The 13,793-nt window shown below is 70.2% G+C and carries 11 protein-coding genes and 1 pseudogene; 8 read left to right on the top strand and 4 right to left on the bottom strand.

From position 1 onward, the window contains the following. Window positions 1-20: 20 nt before the first annotated feature. The 7 genes and pseudogenes from nuoL to HC031_RS02800 all read left to right on the top strand — a co-directional run. Window positions 21-1,889: pseudogene (gene nuoL, locus HC031_RS02830) on the top strand (NADH-quinone oxidoreductase subunit L); the annotation flags it as partial. Window positions 1,890-1,980: 91 nt separating this feature from the next. After that, on the top strand, window positions 1,981-3,516 hold the full coding sequence (locus tag HC031_RS02825) for an NADH-quinone oxidoreductase subunit M (RefSeq protein ID WP_167923584.1): 1,536 nt from the start codon (window positions 1,981-1,983) through the stop codon (window positions 3,514-3,516). Next, the gene (gene nuoN / locus HC031_RS02820) at window positions 3,513-5,093 is read left to right on the top strand and encodes an NADH-quinone oxidoreductase subunit NuoN (protein ID WP_167923583.1); all 1,581 of its coding nucleotides are present in this window, start codon (window positions 3,513-3,515) and stop codon (window positions 5,091-5,093) included. The genes HC031_RS02825 and nuoN overlap by 4 nt, the downstream gene beginning before the upstream one ends. A 38-nt stretch (window positions 5,094-5,131) precedes the next feature. Beyond that, window positions 5,132-6,166 carry a polyprenyl synthetase family protein gene (locus HC031_RS02815; RefSeq protein WP_167923996.1) on the top strand — a complete coding sequence of 345 codons (1,035 nt, stop codon included), beginning with the start codon at window positions 5,132-5,134 and terminating at the stop codon, window positions 6,164-6,166. Window positions 6,167-6,579: 413 nt separating this feature from the next. Continuing rightward, window positions 6,580-7,356, top strand: a complete 777-nt coding sequence (locus HC031_RS02810; protein WP_167923582.1) for a helix-turn-helix domain-containing protein — start codon at window positions 6,580-6,582, stop codon at window positions 7,354-7,356. A gap of 240 nt (window positions 7,357-7,596) precedes the next feature. After that, window positions 7,597-8,109: a sigma-70 family RNA polymerase sigma factor gene (locus HC031_RS02805; RefSeq protein ID WP_338090452.1), complete on the top strand. Its 513-nt coding sequence runs from the start codon at window positions 7,597-7,599 to the stop codon at window positions 8,107-8,109. After that, window positions 8,106-8,873: a zf-HC2 domain-containing protein gene (locus HC031_RS02800; protein ID WP_167923580.1), complete on the top strand. Its 768-nt coding sequence runs from the start codon at window positions 8,106-8,108 to the stop codon at window positions 8,871-8,873. Before HC031_RS02805 ends, HC031_RS02800 begins: the two co-directional genes overlap by 4 nt. A gap of 5 nt (window positions 8,874-8,878) precedes the next feature. On the opposite strand, the gene rarD is transcribed toward HC031_RS02800, so the two are convergent. The 4 genes from rarD to eccE all read right to left on the bottom strand — a co-directional run bounded on the left by rarD (window position 8,879) and on the right by eccE (window position 12,170). After that, window positions 8,879-9,823 carry an EamA family transporter RarD gene (gene rarD, locus HC031_RS02795; protein ID WP_167923579.1) on the bottom strand — a complete coding sequence of 315 codons (945 nt, stop codon included), beginning with the start codon at window positions 9,821-9,823 and terminating at the stop codon, window positions 8,879-8,881. Between the two features lie 57 nt (window positions 9,824-9,880). Beyond that, window positions 9,881-10,264, bottom strand: a complete 384-nt coding sequence (locus HC031_RS02790) for a phage holin family protein (protein ID WP_167923995.1) — start codon at window positions 10,262-10,264, stop codon at window positions 9,881-9,883. A gap of 61 nt (window positions 10,265-10,325) precedes the next feature. After that, on the bottom strand, window positions 10,326-10,580 hold the full coding sequence (locus HC031_RS02785; RefSeq protein WP_167923578.1) for a hypothetical protein: 255 nt from the start codon (window positions 10,578-10,580) through the stop codon (window positions 10,326-10,328). Window positions 10,581-10,598: 18 nt separating this feature from the next. Next, complete coding sequence (gene eccE / locus HC031_RS02780) at window positions 10,599-12,170, bottom strand: type VII secretion protein EccE (RefSeq protein ID WP_240942094.1); 1,572 nt, start codon at window positions 12,168-12,170, stop codon at window positions 10,599-10,601. Window positions 12,171-12,260: 90 nt separating this feature from the next. Between eccE and eccB the strand changes: the two genes are divergently transcribed. Next, window positions 12,261-13,682 (top strand): type VII secretion protein EccB, encoded by a 1,422-nt coding sequence (gene eccB / locus HC031_RS02775; RefSeq protein WP_167923576.1) that lies wholly within the window; start codon window positions 12,261-12,263, stop codon window positions 13,680-13,682. Window positions 13,683-13,793 lie beyond the last annotated feature (111 nt).

Genomic DNA, 13,793 nt, shown 5'->3' with positions numbered 1-13,793 from the left:
TCAGCTTCGCGTCCCCGAGCGGCGCGCTGTCCAGCTTCTGGCTACTCATCGCGATCCCGCTGGTCAGCGCCGCGATCCTGCTCCTTGCCGGCCGTCGGGCCGACAAGTGGGGACACCTCCTCGGCGTGGCGAGCGTCGGCGTGGCGTTCGTGCTCGGCCTGGTCTACTTCTTCCAGTTGCACGGGATGAACAACAGGCAGGGCGTGTCGCTCAACCTGTTCCAGTTCATGCCGGTCGGCCGGCTCAGGGTCGACTTCGGCCTGCTGTACGACCCGCTGTCCGCGATGTTCGTGCTGCTGATCACCGGCGTGGGCTTCCTGATCCACCTGTACGCGGTCGGGTACATGGAGCACGACCCGGGCCGGCGGCGCTTCTTCGGGTACTTCAACCTGTTCGTCGCGGCCATGCTGCTGCTGGTGCTCGGCAACAACTACGTGATGCTGTACTTCGGCTGGGAAGGCGTGGGCCTCGCCAGCTACCTGCTCATCTCGTTCTGGTACCTGCGCCCGTCGGCGGCCACGGCCGGCAAGAAGGCCTTCCTGATGAACCGCGTCGGTGACGCGGGCTTCGCGATCGGCATCTTCCTGCTCTTCGCCTCGCTCGGCACCGTGCAGTACGACCAGGTGTTCAACAACGTCAACAAGCTCTCGGCCGGCACGGTGACCGCGGTGGCGATCCTTCTGCTCGTCGGCGCGTGCGGCAAGTCCGGCCAGTTCCCGCTGCAGGCGTGGCTGCCCGACGCCATGGAGGGCCCGACCCCGGTGTCGGCGCTCATCCACGCCGCGACGATGGTGACCGCCGGCGTGTACCTCATCGCCCGCTCGCACCCGATCTTCGACGCCTCGGACGCGGCGAAGACGGTGGTCGTCTGCGTCGGCGCGCTGACGTTGCTGATCGGCTGCGTCATCGGCTGCGCCAAGGACGACATCAAGCGGGTGCTCGCCTGGTCGACGGTCAGCCAGATCGGGTACATGTTCCTCGGCGTCGGCCTGGGCGGGGTCGCGTACGCGCTCGCCCTGATCCACCTGCTGGCGCACGGCTTCTTCAAGGCCGGGCTGTTCCTCGGCTCCGGTTCGGTCATGCACGGCATGAACGACCAGACCGACATGCGCCGCTTCGGTGGCCTGCGCAAGTACATGCCGATCACGTGGGCGACGACGGGCCTCGGGTACCTCGCGCTCATCGGTATCCCGCCGCTGTCCGGCTTCTTCACCAAGGAGCCGATCATCGTGGCGGCCTACCACCACGAAGGCTGGCTCGGCTGGGTGCTGGGCACCGCCGCGCTGATCGGCTCCGGTCTGACCGCGTTCTACATGACCCGGCTGTTCGTGCTGACCTTCCACGGGCCCAAGCGCTGGACCGAGGACGTCAAGCACCCGCACGAGTCGCCGAAGATCATGACGATCCCGCTGATCGTCCTCGCGGTCGGCTCGGTCGCCGCCGGTGGGCTGCTCGCGACCTCGGTCGTCGGCTGGCTGACCCCGGTCTTCGGCGAGCAGGTCGAACACGGCGAGAACTGGTGGGTCACCGGCTTCACCATCCTGGTCACCCTCGCCGGCGTGGGTCTGGCCTGGGCGCTGTTCAGCAAGGGCACGGCCCTGGCGGAGCAGCCGGCCGGCCCGGTCGTCACGGCCGCCCGCAACAACCTGTACACGGACGCCTTCAACGAGGCCGTCTTCGAAATGCCCGGCAAGTACCTGACCCGTGCGCTCGTCTTCCTCGACAACCGCGGTATCGACGGCCTGGTCAACGGGCTGGCCGCGGCGGTCGGCGGCGGCTCCGGGCGGCTGCGCCGCACCCAGACCGGCTTCGTCCGGTCGTACGCCATGTCGATCCTCGGAGGTGCGCTGCTCGTGGTAGCGGCCATGCTGGCGGTGACGCTCGGATGAGTGAGCGTAGCGAGCGAATCTTGAAGCTCAGTGCGGTTGTGCCTCATGGCACCGCGGAGCGCAGTGCTGTCAAAAGCGGTGGAGCGGTGGCATGAGCACGTTTCCGTTTTTGTCCGTCCTGACGGTCGCACCGGCCGTCGGTGGCCTCGTCGTGGCGCTGCTGCCCAAGGACAAGCCCGCGCTGGTGAAGCGCGTGGCCTTCGTCTGGTCGGTGGCCGTCTTCGCGGTGGCCGTCGCGATGTGGGTCGCCTTCAAGGCCGGCGGCCCGCAGATGCAGTTCCGCGAGTCGTACCCGTGGATCCCCACGTGGGGCGTGCGCTTCACGTTCGCCACCGACGGCATCGCGCTGGTCATGCTCGCGCTGATCGCGCTGCTCGTACCGCTGGTGATCCTGGCCTCCTGGCACGACGCGGAGGGCAGCCGCCGGTCCGTCCCGCTGTACTTCGCGCTGATCCTGTTCCTGGAGAGCACGATGATCGGCGTCTTCGCGGCCGCCGACGTCTTCCTGTTCTACGTGTTCTTCGAGGTCATGCTCGTGCCGATGTACTTCCTCATCGGCTCCTACGGCGGCCAGCAGCGGCAGTACGCGGCGGTGAAGTTCTTCCTGTACTCGCTGGCGGGCGGCCTGTTCATGCTCGCCGCCGTGGTGGGGCTGTGGGTCGTCGGCGGTCACACGTTCGACTGGCAGGCCCTGCGGCACGCGACGTTCGCGACCGGCACCGAGCGGTGGCTGTTCCTCGGCTTCTTCCTCGCGTTCGCGATCAAGGCGCCGTTCTTCCCATTCCACACCTGGCTGCCGGACGCCGGTGGCGCGGCGCCCGCCGGTGCGGCGGCCCTGCTCGTCGGCGTCATGGACAAGGTCGGAACCTTCGGCATCCTGCGGTACTGCCTGCCGCTGTTCCCGAACGCCTCGAAGTACTTCGCGCCGCTCGGCATGGCGCTCGCGCTGGTCGGCGTCGTCTACGCCGCCCTGCTCGCGATCGGCCAGAAGGACCTGAAGCGCCTGGTCAGCTACACGTCGATCGCCCACTTCGGCTTCATCGGCATCGGCATCTTCGCGTTCACCACGCAGGCGGCCAGCGGAGCGGTGCTGTACATGTTCAACCACGGCCTCGCCACCGGCCTGCTGTTCCTCGTCGTCGGCATGCTCGTGGCCCGGCGGGGCAGCGCCCTCATCGGCGACTTCGGCGGCGCCGGCCGGTACGCGCCGGTCCTCGCCGGGGTGTTCTTCTTCGCCGGCATGGCCTCGCTCGCCCTGCCCGGCACCTCGCCGTTCGTGTCCGAGTTCCTGGTGCTGGTCGGCACGTTCACCGTCAACAAGACGGTGGCCGTCATCGCCACGCTCGGCATCATCCTTGCCGCCGGGTACGTGCTGTGGATGTACCAGCGCACCATCCAGGGCACCCCGAACCCCGCTCTCGAGCAGGTCGAGGGCATGAAGCGGCGGCTGTCGGCGCGGGAGGCCGTGGTGGTCACCCCGCTGATCGCGCTGATCCTGGTTCTCGGCTTCTATCCGAAGCCGGTGCTCGACGTCATCAACCCGGCGGTCAAGGCCACGCTCTCCGATGTCGGTAAGAGCGACCCGGCTCCGACCGCGGTCGCAGTAAACAAGGAGGCGGGCAAGTGAGCCCGGTTCACGCGCTCGTACCGCTGGCCCAGACGCCAGGGCAGGACCAGCCGTTCCAACTCCCGCCGATCGACTACGCGGCTCTCGCGCCGATGCTGATCCTGTTCGGTGTCGCGTGCCTGGGCGTGCTCGTGGAGGCCGTGTTCCGGCGTTTCCGCCGGGCCCGCATCCAGCTGCCGCTGACCCTGATGGGCCTGGTCGCCGCGCTGGTCGTGGTGATCTGGACGGCGAGCAAGCGGACCCTCACCGCGGGCGGCGCCATCGCGGTCGACGGCCCGTCGCTGTTCCTGCAGGGTTCGATCCTGGTCCTCGGCATCGTGGCGCTGCTGCTCATCGGTGAGCGCACGCTGGAGCGCGGTGGGCCGTTCGTGGCGCAGGCGGCGGTGACCGCCAACACCGAGGCCGACCGGGCGCAGGCCGCCACGGCGGAGGGCGCCAGCGAGGTCTTCCCGCTGACGCTGTTCGCCCTCGGCGGCATGATGCTTTTCACCACCGCCAACGACCTGCTGACGATGTTCGTCGCCCTCGAGGTCTTCTCGCTGCCGCTGTACCTGCTGTGCGCGCTGGCCCGCCGCCGGCGCCTGCTCAGCCAGGAGGCGGCGATGAAGTACTTCCTTCTCGGCTCGTTCGCCTCGGCGTTCTTCCTGTTCGGCATCGCGATGATCTACGGCTTCGCCGGCCGGGTCGACTTCAAGAGCATCGACCAGGCGATCATCGGCTCGTCGATGAGCCCGGTCCTGCTGTACGTCGGCATCGCGATGCTCGCGATCGGCCTGCTGTTCAAGGCGGCCGCGGTGCCGTTCCACCTGTGGACGCCGGACGTCTACCAGGGCGCGCCGACGCCGGTGACGGCGCTCATGGCCGCGTGCACGAAGGTCGCCGCGTTCGGTGGGCTGCTGCGGGTGCTGTACGTGGCGTTCCAGCGGGCGCAGTGGGACTTCCAGCCGGTGATCGGCACGATCGCGGTCCTGACGATGCTCGTGGGCGCGATCCTGGCGGTCACGCAGACCGACATCAAGCGGCTGCTGGCCTACTCGTCCATCGCGAACGCCGGGTACCTGCTGATCGGCGCCGTGGCGCTGAACAAGGACGGCCTGTCCAGCTCGCTGTTCTACCTGGTCGCCTACGGCTTCACCGTGCTCGCCGCGTTCGGGGTCGTCACCCTCGTCCGTGACGCCGACGGCGAGGCGACGCACCTGTCGCGGTGGGCCGGGCTCGGCAAGCGCTCCCCGCTGCTTGCCAGCGTGTTCACGTTCCTCCTGCTCGCCTTCGCCGGCATCCCGCTCACCAGCGGCTTCACCGCGAAGTTCGGCGTGTTCGCGGCGGGCATCAGCGGCGGACAGGCGTGGCTGGTGATCGCCGGTGTCCTGTCGAGCGCGATCCTGGCCTTCCCGTACCTGCGGGTGGTCGTGCTGATGTGGCTGTCGGAGCCGGCTGAGACGACGCCGACCGTGTCCATCCCGGGCGCGTTGACGTCCGCGGCGCTCATGATCGGTACTCTCGCGACGCTGGTGCTGGGTGTTGCGCCGACGTTGCTGCTCCCAATCACGACAAAAGCGGCCGAGTTCATTCGCTGAGTGCGAGCACGGGGTACGGGGAGTGGTGTGGGATCGTGATGGGCGTGGCGGGTACGGAAACCGAACGGACGGCACGAACGTCTATCGGCGTTGATTTCGCCGACGCCGGCCTGGAGGCCGGCGTCGGCCGTGTCCTGGAGGCTGTCGAGGGCGAGCTCCGCCAAGCGGTGGTCAGCGCGGATCCGCTGGTGTCGACCGCCGCGCGGCACCTGGTCGAGGCCGGCGGCAAGCGGTTCCGGCCGCTGCTGGTGGCGCTCGCCGCCCATTTCGGCGACCCGACCTCGCCAGAGGTGGTCAAGGCGGCGATCGTCGTCGAGCTGACGCACCTCGCTTCGCTGTACCACGACGACGTCATGGACGAGGCGCCGGTACGCCGGGGCGCGCCGTCGGTCAACTCCCGCTGGGGCAACGCCCTGGCGATCCTCGTCGGGGACTACCTGTTCTCCCGGGCGGCCAGCGTGGCGGCGGAGCTCGGCCCGGAGGCGGTGCTCATCCAGGCGGAGACGTTCTCCCGGCTGGTGCACGGCCAGATCGCCGAGACTTCGGGCCCGCACGGCGGGGAGGACAAGCTCCGCCACCACCTGCGCGTCATCGCGCAGAAGACCGGCTCGCTGATCGCGACCAGCGCCCGGTTCGGCGGAATGTTCGGCGGCGTGACGCCGGAGCAGGTCGAGGCCCTGGCGGAGTACGGCGAGACCATCGGCGTCGCCTTCCAGCTCTCCGACGACCTGCTCGACATCGCCTCGGAGTCGGAGCAGTCGGGTAAGACACCAGGCACCGACCTGCGGGAAGGCGTGCCGACGCTTCCGGTGCTGTACGCGCTGGCGTCCACCGACCGGGACGGGCCGTCCGTCCGGCTGCGCGAGATCCTGGCGACCGGCCCGATCACCGACGACGCGTTGCACGCGGAGGCGCTGCGACTGCTGCGGGAGTCTCCCGCGTTCGCGCAGGCCCGCGACACGGTCCGCGCGTACGCCGATCGCGCCCGTTCGTCGCTGGCGGTGCTGCCGGACGAGCCGGCGCGCCGAGCCCTCGAGTCGCTGTGCGACTTCATCGTGGAGCGCACGGGCTGATCCACTGTGGAACGGTCGGGTTGCACTGGCCCGTAGCCGTCCACGATGTCCACATCGAAGCTGGCCGGACCGCCGTGGTCCGGCCAGCTTCGCGTCTGCGGCCGGGCGCCGGCGCGGTTGAACGCCGCGCAGTGCAAGCGATCGTGACGCATACTGGCGGCTGACGAGGGTCACTCACGAGCGAGATCGCCGTTACCTAAACGGCTGCGGCCGTGAAGGCGATTTCGCAGATGTGCACACGGTGTTCCTGACGTGTCGCTTTGAGTATTGGCTGCTCTGTCACCTGGTTGCGGAACTTTCTGGCCCTTTAGGTCCCTGTACCTCACCCTTTTGTCGGCCGAAAGGTTTCCGGTGCGCTGACCAATTTCATATGGTGTAAATCCTGTTGCTGCTGCGGCTGGGGAGGCGGAGCGGTGCGAGATCCACAGGCGGAGCCCTCGGATCTGATCCGCAGCGTGTCGCGCGCGCTGCGGGTCCTCGAGGCGGTCGGCCAGTCCGAACGAGGGCTCACTGTCAAGCAGGTGGCACGTCGCTGTCAGCTCACCGTCGCGACGACCTACCACCTTGTACGCACCCTCGCGTACGAGGGGTACGTGATCCGGCGTGAGGATGGCACGTACGTGGTGGGCCTGGAGGTCGCCGACCGGTTCCGGGAACTGGTCGTGGCGTTCCGCGGGCCGGCCGCGGTGAGCGAGGCGCTCCGGCGGGCGGCCGCCGAGACCGGCTACAGCCACCACCTGGCCAGGTTCGTCGGCAACCGGCCGACCATCACGGCCGCGGCCGAAGGGCCGCGCTCACCGTACGTCGACGACCTCATCCCGGGATTCGACGACGGCGCGCACGCCCTCGCCATGGGGAAGGCGCTGCTCGCGACGCTGAGCAGCGAGCAGCGCGCCAGGTTCCTCAAGGAGGCCGGCATGCCGGCCTACACCCCGCAGACGATCACCTCGCCCGAGGCGTTCGAGGCCGACCTGACGGCCGGTGAGCGGCGCGGAATGCAGATCGAGATCAACCAGTACCGCAACGGTCTGGCCTGTGCGGCCGTGCTCGCCGTCAGCGACCGGGACCCGGAGCGCAGGGTGGTGCTCCAGTGCACCCTGCCCGCCGGGGAGTTGATGACGTCCGCCCGCATCGTGCGTACGCGCCTGCTCGCGACCGCCGCCGCCGTAGCCGAGGTGCTCAAGGACTAGAGCGGCGTCCACCCCGCGCAAGGACCGGGGCGCCTTCCGTCTCGCGCAAGGATCGGGGCGAGTTCCGCCTCGCGCACGCCAGCGATCGCCATCACTGCCGAAGATCGGCGAGACCTGGAAGACTCCTTGCGACCGAGTGCGCTCGGAAGCTTAAGGGAAGGCGTGGAGAACTTTTACTCCACGTTGAACCGATCCGGCGCTACCTACGTGCTTGAAGACGAGGGTGGAAGGATGCCTGGCGTGGGCGACGAGGACGCCGATCAGCTACGCGCGCTGCACGCTGAGCATGGCGAGGCGTTGTACGCGCACGCTCTCCGCCTGAATGGGGGAGACCGACAGCGTGCGGAGGATCTGGTGCAGGAGACGCTGCTGCGAGCATGGCAGCATCCCGAAGCGCTCGATCCCACGCGCGGCTCGGTGCGGGCCTGGTTGTTCACCACGGCCCGCAACCTGGCGATAGACAACTGGCGGCGGCGGTCGGCGCGGGTCGGTGAGGTCATCACCGACGCGCCACCGGAGCTGCCGACAACGGACGAGACCGACCGTGCGGTCGACTCGTGGATCGTGTCGGAGGCGCTGGCCCGCCTCTCACCGCAGCATCGGGAGGTCCTCGTGGAGTGCTACTACCAGGGGCGGTCGGTCAACGAGGCGGCGAGCCGCCTGGGCGTGCCTCCCGGCACCGTCAAGTCCCGTACGTACTACGCGCTGCGCTCGCTCAAGCTCATTCTCGAAGAACTGGGAGTGACGTCGTGACGTGTGACCAGGTGATCGAGTCAGGCGCATACGTCCTCGGCATTCTCGACCCCGCAGACCACGCGGCGTACGAGCGGCATCTCGAGATCTGCGCGGTCTGCCGGCGGGAGGTGGCCGACTTCGCCGGCCTGCCCGACATGCTCGCTCAGCTCGAGCCCGCCGAGGTCGAGGCGATCGGGCGCACCGTCGGCCCGCACCCGGCCGAGATGCCCGTAGGTACCCGTTACGACAGGCCCGCACCGGTGCGCCCGTTGCCGTCGGTGCCCCGCTCCAACCCCGCTGAACGGGCTCCCGCGTACTCCGGCAGCCGTTCGCAGCAGCGGGGTACCCAGCGCAGGCGACAGCGCTGGCGGGCCGTCACCGCCGGCCTGGCCGCGGCCGCCTGCCTGGCGCTCGGAGTGCTGGTCGGGGCCAGGGTGTTCGGCGTGGCCTCCGAGCCGCGCCCGGCGCAGATGGCCGCCATGCGACCGGTGGCGGACTCGGTGCCCATCACCGCCCAGGTGGGGCTCACCCCGTTCGTCGGCGGCACCGAGATCCGGATGCACTGCGCCTACAGCGGCGGCACCCCCGGCCACCGGTGGTGGCTGAAGATGGTCGTGTACCCGAAGAGCGGCGGAGAGCCGGAGCAGGTGTCAACGTGGACGGCCGCGCACGGCGACGACGTCACGCTCTCGGCCGCCACCCGGTACGCCCCGTCCGACATCGGCAAGGTCGAGATCAGCAAGGGGGACAACACGTCCCTGCTCGTGTACGAGCAGGCCTGACGGCGTCAGGAGGTGGTTGCCGTCGTGGCGACCGCCTCCGCCGCCGTCTCGGTATCCGCGCCGGCCCGCTTGCGGGTGCGCCGGGCGTGGCGGATCCCGTCCCAGGTGAACACGACGAGCGCCAGCCACACCAGGGCGAACCCGGCCAGCTGGGCCGGCGGCATCGGTTCGTGGAAGACCAACACGCCGCAGCCGAGCTGCAGGATCGGGGTCAGGTACTGCAGCAGGCCCAGCCCGGTCAGCGGGATCCGGTTGGCGGCCCCGGCGAACAGCAGCAGCGGGATCGCGGTGACCGCGCCCGCGAGGACCAGCATGGTGGTCTGGAGCGCCGACACGTGCCCGAACGTCGAGCGGTCGCGGCTCACCAGCCAGCCCAGGTAGACCAGTGCCGGGACGGTGAGCGTCAACGACTCCAGGAACAGCCCCTCCGCCGCGGGCAGCGCCAGGCTCTTCTTCATCAGCCCGTAAAGGGCGAAGCTGGCTGCGAGCGTCAGCGCGATCCACGGTGGCCGGCCGTAGTCGACGGTCAGGACGATCACGGCGACGGCGCCGACGGCGATGGCGATCCACTGCGTCGGCCGGAGCCGTTCGCGTAGCACGACGACGCCGAGCAGCACGGTGACGAGCGGGTTGATGAAGTAGCCGAGCGACGTCTCCACCACGTGGGAGGAGTTCACGCCGTAGATGTACATCCCCCAGTTGATCGCGATGAACACGGCGGCCCCGGCGATGCCGGCGAGCGTACGCGGGCGACGGGCGAGCACCGCGACGAAGCGCCAGTTGCGCATCGCCACCAGCAGGAGCGTGACGAACACCGCCGACCACACGACCCGGTGCGCCAGGATCTCAAGCGCACCGGCCGGCTTGAGGAGCTTCCAGTACAGCGGGAAGAAGCCCCAGGCCGCATATGCGAGAAATCCGAAGATGTAGCCCCGGCGCACCTGATTCACGCGTCAACCGTATCGGTAAGGGGCGCGAATCAAAATCGGTAATGACAAGGCTGTGAGTCAGTCCTCGCGGCCGTCGGGGATGACGAGGTTGAGCACCCAGCTGATGACGCTGACGAGCAGCGCGCCCACCACCGCCGTCGGCCAGAACCTGTCAACGTGGAACGGCAGGCCGAGCCGGCCGGCGATCCAGCTTGTGAGCAGGAACAACAGCCCGTTGACCACGAGGGCGGCCAGGCCCAGGGTGAGCACGTACACCCCGCAGCCGACCGTCTTGATGATCGGTCGCAGAACGGCGTTGATCAAGCCGAAGATCGCCGCGACCGCGAGCAGGACGCCGATCTTCTTCACCGTGCTGACCTGGCCGAGGGTGATGCCCTTGAGGAGCAGTGTCGAGACCCACAGCGCCGCCGCGCTGACGGCGAGCCGGATGAGGATGCCCATGCCGGTGATCGTCGCATGTCCGCGCCAGCGGCGCGGTGCCGACACCGACACATCCTCCTGCTCAGCGGCTGATCGGACCGATCAACTGATGCTCGATCGCCGTCACCGACAGCTGAGTCCATCGAAGCGCCTGCCTGCCCGCGACGACGCCGATCAGGTCCGGGCGTATCCGGGGCAGGTGGTCCGCCAGCTGGTCCCGCCCCAGCGCGCGGGCCGCGACCTCGGCCTCCGGCGCCGACAGCGGCGGCAGCAGCGCCACGTCGGCGCGGGCCAGGACGTCGGCGTCCTGCGGTGTGAGCTCGTCTCGCAGCAGCATCACGGCGCGCCAGGAGCCCTACCTGACGGCAGCGCCGACGCTGTCCGTCCCGCCGGCATCCACAATGACCAGCTGGGGCAGCAGCGGGCTCGCCGGCCCCAGCTCGAGCGCCCGGTTCGTGGGCAGGACCGCCAGGGCGTCGCCGGACCCGCTCACACCGCGCGCGAACGCTTCCCAGGCCTGCGGCCGGCCGGTCCACACCACGACCCGGGCACCGAGCGCCAGGGCCCGTAGCGCCAGCAGTTGCGCGTAGCGCAATCCGAACAGGGCCACCCGGGTGGGCTCCGACCGGAACAGGCGGACGGGAGTGGGCTCGCCGTGCCGGTTGACACCCATCGCCAGTCCGTCGCCGCACGGCGGCAGCTCCAGGCCGGCGAGCAGCTGAGGCGAGGTCCGCAGCCCCACGCCGTCGGCGACCGCCGCGCCTGCTGACCGGTCCAACAGATCGGCCAGGAAGCCGGTGGCCGGATCGACCGCGCCGCCGAGGGGGAGGGTCGCGGCGAGGCCGGCGAGCTGCGTTCCGTCCAGCCGTCGGGCCCGCGTACCGGATGCTCTCAGCAGTCGCCGGAGGGCGGCCAGCGCGACCGCCTGGCTCTGCGGTCCGGGGGAGGCGAGCCGAACGACCAGCTCGACCCGTACCTCGTCGGCGTCCGGCCGCTCGACGGCCAGCGAGACGGCCGTCGCCGCGCCCGGCAGGGCCAGCACGTGGGCCAGCAGCGAACGTCCCGGATCACCGCCGACGTCCGGCCACCGGCGCAGCAGCAAGCTCACCTGACGCAGGCCACCCGTGCCCACCGCCGCCCACTCCTCCCGCAGCCCGTCGGCCCCGCCGAGATGGGCCAGTTCGCCGAGCGCCCGCAGCGCGGCCTCCGGGTTGAGGGCCCGGCACGGCAGGCCGTCGTGCGCGAACCGGCGGCATACCCGACGGACCGCGCTCGACAGCGCGCGGCGCAGATCGGCCTCGCCGAAGCCGCCGACGCGACGGACCTGGACGGCCAGGAACGCCCGTTGCGAGGCGGGTACGCGGCCCTCGGTGAGCTGCCGGTAGGAGGTGGACGGCGAGCCCGGTCCGGTGTGCGGCCCCGGAGCCGGAAGCGCGGAGAGGAGCAGTTGCAGCCGTACCCGCGGCTGGTCGGCGTTCGGCGGGTGCAGTAGCTCCGCCGGCGGCGGGGCCAGCGGTGCGGCCTCGCCGAGCAGGGCAGCCGGGTCGCCGAGTTCGAGCACGGCGGTCAGGCCGTACGCGTCCTCGATGACCCCCGTTCTGGCGCCATCGGCGTCGATGCTGGTCACGATCGCGTCCGGGCGGACCAGAGCGAGTAGGGCCCGGGCGTCGGCACCCGGCGCCAGGACACGTCGGCGGCCCAGATAACGCGTGCCGAGGGTCAGCCACTCGTAGATCCAGTGCTCCCTGAACCGGCCGAGGGCCGCCACCAGAATGACGAGCGCCACCGGAGCGGCGGCCAGCAGCCAGGGCGCCGCGCCAACCGTGGCGAGCACCAGCGCGGCCGCGATCTCGACCGCCACCAGTTGGCCGCCACCCAGCCCGAACAGGGTGCCATGACGGCGGGGCGCACGAAGGCCGGCACCCATCGACACCGTGCGACCTCCCGCCATCTCACCCGGGCGCTTATCGTATGGCTCGGCCGTCTGTCAGAGGGGGCGAGCCTACGGGGAGGATCGATGCCATCGCGCCAGGATCAGCTGCACTCCTACCAGTTCTCGGTGCAGCGCGTCGTTGCGGCACTCGTCATGCGGGAGACCGACCCCGCACAGTCGCCCTTTCGCCGGGTTGCCGGGGCGACCATGGCGGGCGCGATCGTCGCGGCGCTCGCGCTGGCCGGTGCGGCCCTGTACGGGGTGTACGCGGGAGGCGGCGGCGACTGGCGCAAGGCAGGCCAGGTGATCATCGAGAAGGATTCCGGCGCGCGGTACGTCTACTACAAAGGCGACCAGAAGCTCCATCCGGTCATCAACTACACCTCCGCGCTCCTGCTCGCCGACGCCGCCCGTCCCACCGTCGTCACCTGGTCACGTTCCGCGATCGACCGGGCCCAGCTCGGCGCGCCCATGGGGATCCAGGGCGCGCCGGACTCGCTGCCCGACCAGCATCACCTCGCCCGGCCGCCGTGGACGCTGTGTTCGCAGAAGGCGTCGGACGCGGCGGGGAACACCGGTGCCGCGAGCCCACGGTCGGTGCTGTACGTCGGCGGGGCGGTCGACGGGGGCCAGGCGCTGGCGCCCGCCCGCGGCGGGAACTCACCTGACGGGCTGCTGGTCTCCACTCCGGACAGCCGGCGCTATCTCGTGTACGACAACCACCGCTACCAGCTCGTACAGCCCGAGCTGGTGGCAAAGGCGTTCTTCTGGAGCGCGAAGCCGGTCCTGCCGGTCTCGCCCGCCCTGATCAACGTGCTGCCGTCCGGTCCCGACCTGCGGCCGCCGTCGATCCCGGGGCGCGGTGGGAAGTCGCCGGCGCTGCCCGGCGCGAAGGTGGGCCAGGTGTACCACCTCAGGAACAACGGCCAGGCGGTCCGGTACGCCGTCGCGCTCGCCGACGGGCTCGCCGAGATCACCGACGCGCAGGCGAAGCTGCTCCTCGCCGACCCGGAGACGCCCAAGGGCCCGCAGGGCCTCGACACCGAACTGCCCGACTACAGCTCGGCGGTCCAGTCCCATACGGGGCTCTCCTCCGCCCCGCCGTTCACGGTGGCCCCGGAGATCCGGACCGCCGGCTCGGTGTGCGCGTCGATCCCGGACGCCAAGGGCGTCAGCAAGGTCCTGGTCGATCCCAGGCTGCCCGACCAGAGCGGCGCGGCGACGACGCCGACACGTACCGGCAGCGGCGTGCTCCTGGCCGACCAGGTCGTGGTCGCGGGTCGCGGCGCGCTCGTGACGGCCGTCGCGTCGCCGGGTGACCCGAGCGGTGCGCTGAGCATCATCTCCGACCTCGGTGTCCGGTATCCGCTGGGCAGCCGGGACGTGCTGGCCAAATTCGGTTACGACGGAGTCACCCCGGCCGCGATGCCGGCCGAGCTGGTCGCGCTGCTGCCGGTCGGGCCGGCCCTGGATCCGGAGGATGCGCAGCAGGCCGCCGGCTCCTAGGTGGGTCGGATTCCGCTACCTGGTAACCGTCCGAAGTGCCGGAATTTATCCACATACATCAACCTGGGCTGGCGGGAGTTGGAGTTCGCCCGCTACCGTCAACGGCGGCAT

The sequence above is a fragment of the Planosporangium thailandense genome (genome assembly GCF_011947195.1).
In the GTDB taxonomy this organism is placed as follows: Bacteria; Actinomycetota; Actinomycetes; order Mycobacteriales; family Micromonosporaceae; genus Planosporangium; species Planosporangium thailandense.
The sequence above is the reverse complement of the archived record's forward strand: the minus strand, read 5'-3'. Positions and strand labels throughout refer to the sequence as shown.